Here is a 12,696-nt window from a genome sequence, read left to right on the forward strand (position 1 = left end):
TTCTTTCTCACTTTTCCTCACGAGTGCCCCCCCGGGCCGGCGTGCCGCCCCCCGCCCCGCCGGGGCCCGCGCCCCCTGCTGGAGGTGCCGGCCCCCCCCCGCCCCCCCCCCCACGACCAGCGACAGCAACTGGTACTCGTTCGGGGTGGCCGCCGGCTAAAGGGCGCAACTCCGTGCCCGCGCACGGCGCGGCGTCTCCGTCACTCGTCAACCCCGAGGATCGGAACGTCGTAGACGGACATGTCCCGGCGAACCCGAACGTGTTGGACGGGATGGCGATAGCGGCCACCCTCGACGGCGGTGTCCACCAGCACTTCGGCGACGACGTTCGGTTCGACCTGGACATACCGCAGGGGCTCGGGTCGTTGCCAGGACCCGGACCACGACGCCGGCAAGGGTTGTGGCCACGGATGTCGCAGCGGCACGCCGCGGCGCTGTGCGGCCGGCCGGGCCAGCAGCGGGGCGAGCTCGTCGCGTTGCTCGGCGGTCAGCGGTGTCGATCTGCCGCTGTAGCGCAGGCTGCCACGCGAGTCGAACCGGCCGATCAACACGGTCTGCGGTGCGCCCACCCAGCCGGTGACTCCGCCGACGATGGCCTCGGCGGTGGTCCGGACCCGCAGCTTGCGCCACCCGGCGCGACCAGCCTGATACCGCTGGTCCCGCCGTTTCGCCACCACACCTTCGATGCCGGTGGCGACCCAGCTGTCGATCCACTCGCGCGCGACTGCGGGGCTCGTGCTGTGCGGGCACAGCACGAGTTGGGTCGGGATATTGGCAAGCAGGTCCTCGAGCAGCCGCCGGCGTTCGGCAAGCGGCGCCGGCAGCAACGACTCGTCGGCGGTGGCCAGCACATCGAAGACGACGAAGTGTGCGGGAAACTGGCGCGCGAGGCGAAGTGCCTGCCTGCCGGCCGCCGCGCGGCGTTGCAGCAGCGAGAAGCTGGACCGTTCGCGGGCCTCGTCCCAGACGATCAGTTCCCCGTCGAGTACGAGCCCGGGCGGCAATGGCCGCAGCGCGCGGGTGATGTCAGGGAACTGAAGCCCGAGCGGATGACCGTTTCGGGTCTGGAGCTGAACCCGGTTCGCCCGGATCCAGGCCACCTGCCGCCACCCGTCCCACTTCGGCTCGTACGCCCAGTCAGGTCCGACCGGAAGTTCGCGCACCGACGTGGCGAGCATCGGCGCGACGGGATATCGCAGACCCGCCCGGTCGCGACCCGGCTGCGTCACCCCTTGATCGTTGGCTGGCTGACGTCGGGTCGCAGCCAGATTCAGCAGGACGAATACGCTAGCCGAGTGGCGTGAGACCCGAGTGGCTCCTGAGACCGCGCGGGCCGCAGGCTTGTCACACGAGCAGCGCCTCGAGTTCCGGAAGGCGGCCGAACATGTCAGGGAGGCCGCGCACCCCGTTGCGCACGGACTCGTGCGACAGCGCGAGGTCGGGGCCGGTGCTCGCCTCGACACCGGCAAGGCAGCGCAGGATGTTCCATCTCGTGAACTCCAGCCAGCCGCCGATTATGAAAACGAACCAACTGGGCCCTGACGGCGGCAGCGCTCCGCCGCCTGCGACATAGCCGTCAAGGACCGAGCGGAAGATGGCGGGTTGGATGTCGTCGAAGCCGGGCCCCTTCGCGAGGCTCAGCGCGGTCGACCCGAGCTCACCGGACAGGTCGAGCATCCCGGAGAGCTCCCAGTCGAGCACCACCGCCCGACCGTTTCGAGCGAGCAGGTTCCACGGCTTGATGTCCCGGTGGGTCAACACCACGGGACCCGGCCGTTCGCAGGTGTCGACGAAGCGGGCGATCGCGAGGAACGTCTCGACCTGGGAGGCGAGCTCGTCGGCCCACGGCTGCCCGGTCGCCGCCGCCCGCGCGGCGAGTTCGGGCCAGTCCCGCGCCGTCGGGTCGTCGATCGACGCGTGGGTCCACTCGACGTCGAGCGCGTGGATGCGCGCGAGAATCTCACCGATCTCGAACGCGTACGCCGCCGACACCGGCGCTTCGGGCACCTTCTCTCCCTCCACCCACCGGTGGACGAGGGTGTGGTGGCTGGCCGAGATCGGCTCTGGCATCGGAACGCCGGCGGCGAAGGCCGCCCGCTCGAACCTGAACACGTCTTCGACGTGGTAGGTCCAGCCGCGGTCGGCGGCGTTCAATTCCTTCACCGCGAACGAACCCTGATCGGTGTCGAGGCGGTATGTCCGGTTGGCGAACCCGCCGTGGACCCGGATCATCGGACCGGTCGGCGCACCGAGATGCGAGAGGCCGGCGGGCATGTCGTCGTGCGTGCTCACGATACGAAACTAGGGCTCGCCGTTCGACGGCGCACCGGAATTCGGTCGACCGCAACGAGCATCGTGCCGGGGTGGCCGTGTCCAGAGTGGACTCCTGAATCGTCAATACGTGGCTTCGCCGGACCTGGCACACCCGCGGGCGTAGCGTCGGTCGGGGAACTGTTCACGGGGGAGGAACAGCGTGGTGTCTGGGATGTCCGGCATCTGGGCGAAAGTCGGAGTCGCCGTGGCCGGCGGTGCGCTTGTGGTCACGGGGCTGACGGCCGCGACCAGCGCGACCACGAACGCGTCGCGGGCCGCCCCGCCGGCGACCGTCCTCGTGCAGGTCACCGACGGCCATCTGGCCGACCAGACCGGCCGTTCGTTGTACCTGTTCGTCGCCGACACGTCCGGCACCTCGACCTGCAACGACGCGTGTGCGGCACAATGGCCGCCGCTGACCACGCAGGGCGCGGTGACGGCCGGCAGCGGCGTCGACGCGGCCAAGCTCAAGGCGTCGAATCGGCAGGACGGCTCCAAACAGGCGACGTACAACAGCCATCCGTTGTACTTCTTCAGCGCCGATACGGGACCGAACCAGATCAACGGCCAGGGCGTCAATGCCTTCGGCGCGCTCTGGTGGCTGGTCAACCCGAACGGCGACGCCATCACCACCGGCGCCTCGCCCGCACCGGGTGGCGCCGCGAGCTAGCGACCGCCCGGCCCGCCTCGGCGGAGCCGCGCTCCACGCGGCGGCCAACCCGCGGGAGATGCGCGCGACGCCCGAAGGGCTGCTGCGCGGCCGGATGAATGCGAACAAGGACCTCGACCTCGTACGGCAGCTTGGCACCCACCTCGCCGACGCGCCCGGCCGAACTACAATCAGTGCCGTGAAGCTCTTGCTCACCTCAGGCGGCGTCACGAACCCGAGCATCCACTCGGCTCTCGTGGAGCTTCTCGGCAGGCCGATCGCCGACTGCCACGCCCTCTGCATCCCGACGGCACAGTGGGGTCACCCGATGTGCGGTCCGGCTTCGGTACGCAGCTTCATCGCCGCCGAGCCTGAGCTCGACTGGCGATACCTGTCCGGCCTGGGCTGGGCGTCCCTCGGTGTCCTCGAGCTCACCGCACTGCCCACCGTCGGCGCGGAACGGTGGGTCCCCTGGGTCCGCGAAGCCGACGTGCTGCTGGTCGACGGCGGCGACGCGACCTACCTGTGCCACTGGATGCGCGAGTCCGGGTTGGCCGACCTGCTGTCTTCGTTGCCCGACACGGTCTGGGTGGGAGTAAGCGCCGGAAGCATGGTGATGACGCCCCGGATCGGAGACTACTTCGTGGAGTGGCCGTCGGCGCCGGACGACCGCACCCTAGGAGTCGTCGACTTCTCGATCTTCCCGCACCTGAACGCTTTCCCCACCAACACCCCGGCCGACGCGGAGCGGTGGGCGGCCAACATCGGCGTCCCGGCCTACGCCATCGACGAGCAGACGGCCATCAAAGTTGTCGACGGCTCCGTCGAGGTGGTCTCCGAAGGGGAATGGACGAAGTTCGGGTGATTGTCGCCCGGTCCGCGCGATCACCCCGCATGCTCCTGGATCCTTAGCAGCGCGAGCGCGGGCTCCGTGGCCGCGTACAACACGACGCGTCCGTTGGGGCTGCGGGTGAGTAGACCGGCGTTGTGTAGCGCGCGCAGATGTTGGGACACCGCGGCCGGTGACAGCGCGAGACGCCGGGCGAGTTCGGTCGTGGTCGCCGGACCCCGCAGCAGTTCGAGCAGGTGCGCGCGGGTGGCGCCGAGGACGGCGGCGAGTCCGCCCGACGTCGGCCTTGGCCGATCCCACAGGGTCGCCGCCGCCCGCGCGGGGTAGACCGCCACCGGGGCAGGGTCGGCGCGCACGTTCCATAGGACACGGCGGTCGACGAACGCGCTGGGGATCAGGGGTAGCCCGCGTCCGCGCAGATCCAGGTCGAGGTTCCAGGGATCGTCACACACGAGGCGGTCGTCGGCCCAACGCACGGTGGGGTGCAGGGTGTCGAACAACTGCCTGGCGCCACCCTCCACGAGCTGCCGTGAGCGGAAAGCGATGTCGGCCTCCAGCAGCGCCCTGATGCGTGGCCACTGGGGCTTGATGGCGGCGTCGTGCCAGGCGCGCGCGGCCTCGACGAGAGCCTCCAGCACGGCCTGCGGTTCGTGGAGAGCGGCGCGTGTCACCGCCGTTGTGCGACCGGCCGCGGTGGCGGCGAGATCCGCGACGACCTCCGGCGTCGGCGTCCTCAGCACGATCTCCAGCTCGTCCTCGAGTTCGACCAGCGGTCCGGCCGGTGGCGGAGTCAGGAAGTCGGGCATCCAGACGCCCGGTCGGGCGAAAGTCTTGAGCACGTCGACGTGGCCCAGCAGGGAACGCTCGCGAGCGAGCTGCCGCGCGCGACGGATCCACGGCAGATGGATGGCGTACCGCCCGGGATCGCCGAGGGCGTAGAGACTGCGCAGCGTTTCCCACAACGGCGAGATACCGAACCGGATGGCTGCGGCATCCTCGACGTTGAAACGCACCTGAGTTGCCAACGGAACCTCCCGACCGTTCGGCGAGAGCTTAATCCTGGGGTGCTATGGGCAGGTGCTGGTTGGGTCTGCCACATGACCACAACGTCACCCCCGCCGGTCGACCGCGACCTGCTGGACTTCGCTGTTTCCGTCGTGGCCGCCGCTGGAAGCCTGGCCGCCGACTGGTTCTTCCGTGGCGCCACGCGTCGGCGCAAGGACGACGGATCGGAGGTGACGGAGGCCGACCTCGCCGTAGAGGAGCTCATCCGCGGCGAGGTGGCTCGCCGCACACCGGACGACGGTGTGCTCGGCGAGGAGACCGGCGAGTCGCCGGGCCGCTCCGGCCGGCGGTGGGTGATCGATCCGATCTCCGGCACGGCGTACTTCAGCCGCCGGATGCCGCTGTTCGCCCAGCTGCTCGCGTACGAGGACGAATTCGGCTGCGCGCTCGGCATCATCGGCATGCCGGTCCAACGGGAGATCGTGTTCGCGGGGCGAGGACTGGGATGTTGGCTGCTGTCCGGCAGGGACACGCCGGTCGCTCAGGCACGGCGCACCTGGGTGAGCGACCGGCCCACGCTCGACGGTGCGTTGACGTTGACGTCCAACCAGCACACCTGGACCCATGAGCTGCTCGGCGCCCTGCACGGCCGGGTCACCTTGGCCGGCGCGGTCCATCACCACGTGCTGCACCTGGTCACCGGGCGCGTCGACATCGCGGTGGGCACTGCCCAGGCATACGACGACCTCGCGCCGCTGCCGGTCCTGGTGGCGGAGGCGGGAGGGGTGGTGACCGACCTGCTCGGCCATCCGGTCCCCAGCGGCGCGGGCACGATGCTGGCCGCCAATCCCGCCGTTCATCGCGAGGCGCTCGCTCTCGTCGCCGGCCTGCCGCACGCGTCCGGGCCAACGACATGACCGTCGACCACCTGCTGATGCGCGGACGCGCGCTGGAGTGGGCGACGCTCGGCTGGAACGTGGCCGGCGTCGCCGTCCTCGCCGCTGCCGCCTACACCGCCCGATCGGTGGCCCTGGCGGCGTTCGGCCTCGATTCGCTCATCGAGATCGGCGCGTCGGCAGTGGTGCTCTGGGAGTTGTCCGGTGTCGGCGAGCAACGACAACGCACCGCCCTGCGGCTGATCGGCGTCGCCTTCGCCGCACTCGCCGTTTACCTGGCCATCCAGTCCACCGTCGTTCTGGTTGCCGGCTACCACCCCCGACACAGCAGGATCGGCATCACCTGGACGGCCGCTACGGCAGCGGTGATGTTCGCCCTGGCGTCCGGAAAGCGGCGGACCGGGGTCGCGCTGGACAACCCCGTGCTGCGCGCCGAAGGCCGGGTAACCGCGGTAGACGCCATCCTGGCCACCGCGGTGTTGGCCGGGCTCGCCGCGAACGCCGTCGCCGGCTGGTGGTGGGCCGATCCACTCTGCGGCTATGTGCTGGTCTACTACGCCACACGAGAGGCCTGGATCAATGTGTCAAAACCCCGGTGAGGGGCTCGATGCCGCGAACGTCCAGGTCCACAGTGGGTGTTCGGTGTCGCTGGTGAGTGGGTCTGCTCCGGTGGGTTCGAAGCCGGTCGAGCGGGCGACTGCCGTGCTCGCGGCGTTGTTCGGGTCGATGCGGAGTATGACGTGGTCCATGGCGAGCTGTTGGTAGGCGTAATCGGTGATCAGGCGTACTGCCCGGCTGGTCAGTCCCTGTCGACGGTGTTGGGGGCCGACGGCGTACGCGAGTTCAGCGGTCGTCCCGTTTGGGTCGCGTCCTTGAGGGCCGGTCGGGAAGAGCAGGATCTCGCCGAGTGTGGCGTGGCCGTCGTTGGTGATGGCGAGTTGGAGGCTGTGTCCTTCGGCGCGCCGGATGCGGGCCTGGACGAGGTATTCGTGTGCGGCGGCCTCGTCGAATGGGGAGGGCAATGGTGTCCACCGGTCGACCTCGGCGTCGTCGAAGAGGTGCGGCATTGTCGCGAGGTCGGCGTCGGTCCATTCGCGAAGGGTGATACCGAGTCCGGAGAGGCGCACGGCGGGCGGGAAGCGGTTGGTCACGGGTTCTCCGGTGTGTGGTTGGAGGCTTGGCGCCAGGCGGCTTTGCGGAGCAGGCGTAGACCGTTGAGGGCGACGAGGATGGTCGAGCCTTCGTGTCCGGCGACGCCCAGGGGCAGGGGCAGTGTTCCGATCAGGTCCCAGGCGACGAGGGCGACGATGACGGTCGCGGCGATGACCAGGTTCGCGGTGACGACGCGGCGTGCGCGTCGGGCCAGGGCGATGACGGTGGGCAGGGTGGCCAGGTCGTCGTGGGTGATGACGGCGTCGGCGGTATCGAGGGCGAGGTCCGAGCCGCGGCGGCCCATGGCGACGCCGACGTGGGCGATAGCGAGGGCGGGCGCGTCGTTGACGCCGTCTCCGACGACGAGGGTCCGCGATCGGAGTGCCCGTACTGCGGTGACCTTGTCGTGGGGGAGCAGACCGGCGCGGATGTCGCTGATGCCGACGTCGGCGGCGAGTCGGGCCGCGATGGTCGGGTTGTCGCCGGTCAGCATCAGTGGCGGCTGACTGGTCAGGTCGGTGATCCGGGCGACGGCGTCGACGGCCCTGATCCGAATCTGGTCGGCCAGGCCGAGGACGCCCACGGGACGGTGGTCGAGGTGGACGACGACGGCGGTGCGGCCGGCCGTTTCGAGTTCGGAGACCGCTGCGCCCACCGTCGGGTCGCCACGGTCGTCATCGCTGGGGCGGGTCACGGCGACGTGGTGTCCAGCGACCCGGGCCGTGACGCCCACGCCGGGTGTCGAGGTGAACCGGTCGTGTGGTGGAAGGGTGGCCCAGCTCCGCCGGGCAGCGTCCACAATGGCGCGCGCGAGGGGGTGCTCGGACGGGCTTTCCGCGGCGGCCGCCAACGCGAGGACGCGGCTCTGGTCCACTCCGGCCGTGGCGAGGACGCGGACCTCGGTGAGCTGCGGGCTGCCGGTGGTCAGCGTGCCGGTCTTGTCGAACGCGACCTGGTCGACGGTGGCGAGACGTTCCAGGACGACAGCGGATTTGACGAGTACGCCGTGGCGGCCGGCGTTGGCGATCGCCGCTAGCAGTGGCGGCATCGTCGCGAGGACCACGGCACACGGCGAAGCGACGATCATGAAGGTCATCGCGCGCAGTAGTGTGAGTTGGAAGGCCGCGCCCAGGATCAGCGGCACGGCGACCAGGGCCACGGTGGCGGCGACCATCGCGGTGGAGTAGCGCTGTTCGACCTTCTCGATGAACAGCTGTACCCGGGCCTTGGTGGCGCTGGCCTCGGCGACCAACGCGACGATCCGGGCGATCACCGTGTCCGTCGGGGGTCGGGTGACCCGTACCGTCAGCGCGCCCGTGCCGTTGAGCGTCCCGGCGAAGACTTCGTCGCCGGGCCGTTTGTCGGCGGGCATCGACTCGCCGGTGATGGTGGCCTGGTCCACCGCGCTGGTGCCGTCGACGACCTGACCGTCGGCGCCTATCCGGTTGCCCGGCCGCACCAGGATGAGGTCGCCGACCCGGAGGTCGGCGGCGTCCACAGTAGCCTCGCCATCGCGGGTAAGACGATTCGCGGTCTGGGGGGCGAGATCCAGCAGGCTGTTGACGGAGTCCGCGGTGCGTTTGGTCGCGACCGCCTCCAGCGCACCCGAGGTGGCGAAGATGACGATCAGCAGCGCGCCGTCGAGGACCTGCCCGATCGCGGCGGCGCCGATCGCCGCCAGGACCATCAGCAGGTCGACGTCGAGACGTCGTTCCCGCACCGCCCGGATGCCCGCCCAGCCCGGCTCCCACCCGCCGGCGACGTAGCAGGCCAGATACAGCGTCCACGGCAGCACACTCGGCAGCCCGCCGAGGTCGCTCGCGAGTCCGAGCAGGAACAACACGGTCGCGGCGGCTGCCCAGCGGACTTCCGGGAGCGACCAGACGCTGGTCCGGCGCGGGCCGCCGCGCGCTGGGTGCGTCGCCGGCTGAGGTGGTGCGGATACGGTCGCGATCACGACGCCATCGTATATGCGCACTCATGCAGGTACGCAAGTAAGCAGGTAGCGGTATGCTCGGCGGCATGCATGACGAACTGCCCGACTTCGAGATGCCGAACGAGGAGCAGGTGCACCTGGCGGCCGAAACGTTCCGGCTGCTCGCTGACCCCACCCGGATCAAGGTCCTGTGGGCGCTGCTGCAGGGCGAGTCCTCGGTCGCCTGCCTGGCCGACCTCGCCGGCGCCGCCCCGACCGCCGTCAGCCAGCACCTCGCCAAGCTCCGCCTGGCGGGCCTGGTCAAGGGCCGCCGGGAAGGCACCTTCGTTTACTACTCAGCCGCCGACGAACACGTCCGCGGCCTGCTCCGACAGGCGCTGTTCCACGCCGACCACATCGATCGCGGCGGACCCGAGCCGCTGAGCGCGGGAGTTTCCGTGCCCCCGGCACAAGCCATCAAGGGTTGATGCAAGCGCGGGCGATCGCCGTTCACTGTCCGAGAGTGCGGTAGTGGAGGTGCACGACGCCGTTTCGGAAGCGGCGCTCGTCGAGGAGCTCGAGGTCGGTGCGCATGCCGGTCGGCAGTCCTGGCTTGCCCCCGCCGACGACGACGGGCCAGACGAACAGCCGGCACTCGTCGACCAGCCCGGCCTTGAAAGCCTGGGTCGCGAGGTCGGCACCTCCGACGGTGAGATCGCTGCTGGCTGTGGTCTTCAGTTCGTGGACCGCGGCGGGGTCGAAACGGCGTTCGATTCGGGTGTCGGCGGTTGACACCTCGGCGAGGGTCGTGGAGTAGACGACTTTGCTCGCCGCCTGCCAGGTACTCGCGAAGTCGGCCGTGAGGTCGGACTGCGCGGCCAGCGCCGCGTCGGTCTCCCAGACGGCCATCGACTCGTACAGCCGCCGCCCGTAGAGAAACGTGCCCACCGGCCGCAGGAGGTCGGTGCATAACGCGAAGACCTCGTCGTCCATCGGCAACCAGGCGAACGCGCCGCCTTCGTCTTCGATGTAGCCGTCAAGCGACACGTTCGTCACGTAAATCAGCTTGGCCATGCGTCTACCTCTCGATGGTTTGCTGCAACAGCCTGGATATTCATCAGCGCGGCGTCCAGCTTGGTGAATGCTTGGCGCCAGCCCTCCTCGCTGTGGTGCGCAAGGCGTTCGGGGAGCCACTGACGGATTTCGAGTCGCGTCCGTCCGTCGGCCTCGTCGTGGAACTCGATCCGCAGTCTCGTCTCGAACGGCTCAATGCCCTCCTGCAGCCGGCCGCTGACGTGCATGACGCCTTCGAGTAGTTCGCCGTCGGCGACGTCGGTGAGGTCGACGTGGACGTGCACGCGTAGGCCGGGTTCGGCCGCATTGACCTCCGTCCAACGTTGATAGCCGCCCGGGCGCACGTCGAACTCGATCTCGTCGCGCGGCAATGAGTTGCCGGTCGGGCCCCACCACGCCGCCAGGTGGTCGGGCTCGGTGAAGGCTCGGTAGACGAGCTTCCGCGGCGCGTCGAACGTGCGGGAAATGACGAGCTGCGCAGTTTCGGTGTTCATCGCAGATCCCTGGGGTCGTCGGCGATCCGGTCCGTTAGCTGTCCGGCGGCCTGCACCGCGGCGAGGTGGGCATCGAGGCGGGTGAGGGACGCGTCCCAGAACCGCCGGTAGCGCTCGATCCAGTCGGCCGCCTCGCGCAGCGGGGCTGCTTCGAGGTGGCTCGCGCGCCATTTGCCCGACCGCGACCGCGAGATGAGCGCGGCGCGCTCGAGCACCTTCAGGTGCCGTGACACCGCCGGCATCGAGATGGACAGCGGAGCGGTGAGCTCGGTGACCGTGGCGTCGCGTGCGGCCAACTCGGCGATGATCGCCCGTCGAGTCGGGTCGGCAAGCGCCGAGAACACCGCGCTGAGCTGATCGGCGCCAGCCATCGGAAGCTCCCTTCACTTAACCGACCTGTTAAGCGTATTGAGAAGCGAAAGACGTTGTCAACGAGTCGCAGGTGCTCCTGGCCTGAACGGGCTCGGCGACATGCGCCTTGCTTCTCGGATTAGATGCCGTGTAACTTAATGACACGACATCGATTCCGGCGTCGAAGCTCGGAAGGGGCACGTCATGAGTTCAGACCCGATCCACCGCGTATCCGTGGTCAGCACCGGCACCGTCGCCATTCACCCCGAGCACGTCGGCCCGACGCGGAAGCCCCTGTATTGGTGGCTGTTCACCTCGCGGCGGTGGACGCCGCCCCGGCCGATCAACGCCTACGTCATCGAGCACCGCGAGGGCCTCGTCCTGTTCGACACCGGCCAGGATCGGGCCTCGGTTACCGACCCCAACTACTTTCCCAAGGGATTCAACGGGCTCGTCTATGACCGCCTGGCGAGGTTCGCCATCGAACCCCACGAGACCCTCGGCGCCCGGCTCAACAGCCTCGGCCACGACATCGCCGACGTACACACGGCGGTGTTGTCCCACCTGCACCAGGACCACATCGGCGGCCTCCCCGAACTCGCCGGCGGGAACACCACCATCGTGACCTCGCCCGCGGAGTGGCAGGAGATGATGCGCCCGTCGCCGGAACCCCGAGGATTCCTGCGCTCGCACATCATGCTGCCCCGGCTGCGCTGGCAGCAGATCCAGCCCGAAGCGATCAACGACCTCGGCCCCTTCACCTCCGGGCACGACCTGTTCGGCGACGGCGCCATCGTGCTGCTCCCGACGCCCGGCCACACGCCGGGATCCCTGTCCATGCTGATCCGCCGGCCCGGGCGACCGCCGCTGCTGATGGTGGGCGACCTGACCTACGACGCCCGCCTCCTCGCGGCCGGTAACATCCCCGGCGCCGGCAACCGCCGGCAGATGCGTGACACCATCGGCATGGTCAACGCGCTGCGACAGCGACACCCCGACCTTGTCGTCCTCGCCGCACACGACCCCAACGCCGCCAACCTGCTCGCCGCTGCCCAGAAGGCCTCGCTACGACGATGACCCCGGCCGAGGAACTCCGATACCTGATCCTCGCGATCCAACGCGAGGGCAACCGCCTCTACGCCGCCGACCTCCGACCGCTGGACCTGACGCCGTCACAGGCCGAAGCGCTACGGGTGCTGGCCGATCATCAACCGCTGAGCATGAGCGGCCTGGGCGAGCTGCTGGTCTGCGAGACGGGCGACAACCCCAGCCGACTCGTCGACCGACTCGTCCGCACCGGGCTGATCAACCGCGAACCAGACCCGACCGACCGACGCCACGTCACTCTCACCCTCACCCCAGCCGGCGGCGAACTCGCCGCCCGGGTCGCCACCGTCGAGGAACGCCTGCACCACACCATCGAAACCCTCATCACCGGCCAACCCGTCGAGCAGACCCTCGCGCTACTGCGAACGTTCGCCAACGCCTTCCCGGCCGGCCAGGCCCTCGCCCGTCGACGGGAACACCGCAAGGGTCCGCCAGCGTGACCGCCCGACGCCCGGACGCGGCTGCTGCTGGATCGTGAGCGGGCAGCGCAGAACGCCAGCCGACCCATTTGTGGAGCCAAGGGACTCGAACCCCTGACCCCCACACTGCCAGAGGCGGACTCGCCGAAGCGCGGTTCCCGAGGTCGCCGTGACCAGGCACGTCGTGCCTGCTACCGGCTATCCGACGCCGTGAGTTCCGTGATTCCCCGCTGTATCTGGCACGTGCCTAGAGTTCCGCCTGCCAGTGCTCCGCGGTCTCGTAGACCGGCACGACGTTGATCGCCAGGGGTGCCTGCACGCCCTCGGAACGCCAGATTTCCAGCACCTTCTGCGGCTCGGCCTCAACGGGGAAGGCGCCAGCTTGGTGCACGATGTCCTCCTCGTCGGCCGCTAGTTGTACGGGCTCGTACATCAACCGCGGTTCAACACTCGGCGTCACCAGGCCAATGT

At 69.5% G+C, this 12,696-nt stretch carries 16 protein-coding genes; 7 read left to right on the forward strand and 9 right to left on the reverse strand.

All coding sequences use genetic code 11. The features are described from left to right. Positions 1-200: 200 nt before the first annotated feature. On the reverse strand, positions 201-1,229 hold the full coding sequence (locus AB0J74_RS28090) for an ATP-dependent DNA ligase (protein ID WP_363453110.1): 1,029 nt from the start codon (positions 1,227-1,229) through the stop codon (positions 201-203). A 115-nt stretch (positions 1,230-1,344) separates the two neighbouring features. Further along, complete coding sequence (locus AB0J74_RS28095; RefSeq protein ID WP_363453112.1) at positions 1,345-2,292, reverse strand: aminoglycoside phosphotransferase family protein; 948 nt, start codon at positions 2,290-2,292, stop codon at positions 1,345-1,347. Between the two features lie 319 nt (positions 2,293-2,611). On the opposite strand from AB0J74_RS28095, the gene AB0J74_RS28100 reads away from it, so the two are divergent. Both AB0J74_RS28100 and AB0J74_RS28105 read left to right on the forward strand, forming a co-directional pair. After that, on the forward strand, positions 2,612-2,983 hold the full coding sequence (locus AB0J74_RS28100) for a hypothetical protein (RefSeq protein ID WP_363453114.1): 372 nt from the start codon (positions 2,612-2,614) through the stop codon (positions 2,981-2,983). A gap of 178 nt (positions 2,984-3,161) precedes the next feature. Next, positions 3,162-3,827 carry a Type 1 glutamine amidotransferase-like domain-containing protein gene (locus AB0J74_RS28105; RefSeq protein WP_363453116.1) on the forward strand — a complete coding sequence of 222 codons (666 nt, stop codon included), beginning with the start codon at positions 3,162-3,164 and terminating at the stop codon, positions 3,825-3,827. Between the two features lie 20 nt (positions 3,828-3,847). Here AB0J74_RS28105 and AB0J74_RS28110 read toward each other — a convergent pair whose 3' ends face one another. Continuing rightward, a complete protein-coding gene (locus tag AB0J74_RS28110; RefSeq protein WP_363453118.1) occupies positions 3,848-4,837 on the reverse strand; it encodes a metalloregulator ArsR/SmtB family transcription factor in 990 nt (329 codons plus the stop codon). 72 nt (positions 4,838-4,909) lie between these two features. On the opposite strand from AB0J74_RS28110, the gene AB0J74_RS28115 reads away from it, so the two are divergent. Further along, complete coding sequence (locus AB0J74_RS28115) at positions 4,910-5,734, forward strand: inositol monophosphatase family protein (protein ID WP_363453120.1); 825 nt, start codon at positions 4,910-4,912, stop codon at positions 5,732-5,734. After that, positions 5,731-6,312, forward strand: coding sequence for a cation transporter (locus AB0J74_RS28120; protein ID WP_363453122.1), 582 nt, complete (start codon positions 5,731-5,733; stop codon positions 6,310-6,312). Before AB0J74_RS28115 ends, AB0J74_RS28120 begins: the two co-directional genes overlap by 4 nt. On the opposite strand, the gene AB0J74_RS28125 is transcribed toward AB0J74_RS28120, so the two are convergent. Further along, entirely contained in the window at positions 6,298-6,864 is a 567-nt protein-coding gene (locus AB0J74_RS28125) for a GNAT family N-acetyltransferase (RefSeq protein WP_363453124.1), read from the reverse strand. The genes AB0J74_RS28120 and AB0J74_RS28125 overlap by 15 nt on opposite strands. Then, on the reverse strand, positions 6,861-8,822 hold the full coding sequence (locus tag AB0J74_RS28130; protein ID WP_363453126.1) for a heavy metal translocating P-type ATPase: 1,962 nt from the start codon (positions 8,820-8,822) through the stop codon (positions 6,861-6,863). The genes AB0J74_RS28125 and AB0J74_RS28130 overlap by 4 nt, the downstream gene beginning before the upstream one ends. A 53-nt stretch (positions 8,823-8,875) precedes the next feature. Between AB0J74_RS28130 and AB0J74_RS28135 the strand changes: the two genes are divergently transcribed. After that, a complete protein-coding gene (locus AB0J74_RS28135; RefSeq protein WP_363453128.1) occupies positions 8,876-9,268 on the forward strand; it encodes a metalloregulator ArsR/SmtB family transcription factor in 393 nt (130 codons plus the stop codon). A 22-nt stretch (positions 9,269-9,290) separates the two neighbouring features. Here AB0J74_RS28135 and AB0J74_RS28140 read toward each other — a convergent pair whose 3' ends face one another. The 3 genes from AB0J74_RS28140 to AB0J74_RS28150 are packed head-to-tail and all read right to left on the reverse strand — an operon-like array spanning position 9,291 to position 10,719. Further along, complete coding sequence (locus tag AB0J74_RS28140; protein ID WP_363453130.1) at positions 9,291-9,854, reverse strand: dihydrofolate reductase family protein; 564 nt, start codon at positions 9,852-9,854, stop codon at positions 9,291-9,293. Further along, positions 9,842-10,348: an SRPBCC domain-containing protein gene (locus tag AB0J74_RS28145; protein ID WP_363453132.1), complete on the reverse strand. Its 507-nt coding sequence runs from the start codon at positions 10,346-10,348 to the stop codon at positions 9,842-9,844. Before AB0J74_RS28145 ends, AB0J74_RS28140 begins: the two co-directional genes overlap by 13 nt. Then, a complete protein-coding gene (locus AB0J74_RS28150; RefSeq protein WP_363453134.1) occupies positions 10,345-10,719 on the reverse strand; it encodes a metalloregulator ArsR/SmtB family transcription factor in 375 nt (124 codons plus the stop codon). Before AB0J74_RS28150 ends, AB0J74_RS28145 begins: the two co-directional genes overlap by 4 nt. A gap of 184 nt (positions 10,720-10,903) precedes the next feature. Between AB0J74_RS28150 and AB0J74_RS28155 the strand changes: the two genes are divergently transcribed. Continuing rightward, positions 10,904-11,776 carry an N-acyl homoserine lactonase family protein gene (locus tag AB0J74_RS28155; RefSeq protein ID WP_363453136.1) on the forward strand — a complete coding sequence of 291 codons (873 nt, stop codon included), beginning with the start codon at positions 10,904-10,906 and terminating at the stop codon, positions 11,774-11,776. Then, positions 11,773-12,246: a MarR family transcriptional regulator gene (locus tag AB0J74_RS28160; protein ID WP_363453138.1), complete on the forward strand. Its 474-nt coding sequence runs from the start codon at positions 11,773-11,775 to the stop codon at positions 12,244-12,246. Before AB0J74_RS28155 ends, AB0J74_RS28160 begins: the two co-directional genes overlap by 4 nt. A 226-nt stretch (positions 12,247-12,472) precedes the next feature. Here AB0J74_RS28160 and AB0J74_RS28165 read toward each other — a convergent pair whose 3' ends face one another. Beyond that, entirely contained in the window at positions 12,473-12,685 is a 213-nt protein-coding gene (locus AB0J74_RS28165) for a hypothetical protein (RefSeq protein WP_363453140.1), read from the reverse strand. Between the last annotated feature and the right edge of the window lie 11 nt (positions 12,686-12,696).

Source organism: Asanoa sp. NPDC049573 (genome assembly GCF_040676615.1).
Taxonomy (GTDB): Bacteria; Actinomycetota; Actinomycetes; order Mycobacteriales; family Micromonosporaceae; genus Asanoa.

Excerpts from the sequence above, each read along its gene's own strand:
- AB0J74_RS28115 (WP_363453120.1), top strand. The coding sequence starts at position 4,910 with ATGACCACAACGTCACCCCCGCCGGTCGACCGCGACCTGCTGGACTTC.
- AB0J74_RS28120 (WP_363453122.1), top strand. The coding sequence starts at position 5,731 with ATGACCGTCGACCACCTGCTGATGCGCGGACGCGCGCTGGAGTGGGCG.
- AB0J74_RS28135 (WP_363453128.1), top strand. The coding sequence starts at position 8,876 with ATGCTCGGCGGCATGCATGACGAACTGCCCGACTTCGAGATGCCGAAC.
- AB0J74_RS28140 (WP_363453130.1), bottom strand. The coding sequence starts at position 9,854 with ATGGCCAAGCTGATTTACGTGACGAACGTGTCGCTTGACGGCTACATC.
- AB0J74_RS28145 (WP_363453132.1), bottom strand. The coding sequence starts at position 10,348 with ATGAACACCGAAACTGCGCAGCTCGTCATTTCCCGCACGTTCGACGCG.
- AB0J74_RS28150 (WP_363453134.1), bottom strand. The coding sequence starts at position 10,719 with ATGGCTGGCGCCGATCAGCTCAGCGCGGTGTTCTCGGCGCTTGCCGAC.
- AB0J74_RS28155 (WP_363453136.1), top strand. The coding sequence starts at position 10,904 with ATGAGTTCAGACCCGATCCACCGCGTATCCGTGGTCAGCACCGGCACC.
- AB0J74_RS28160 (WP_363453138.1), top strand. The coding sequence starts at position 11,773 with ATGACCCCGGCCGAGGAACTCCGATACCTGATCCTCGCGATCCAACGC.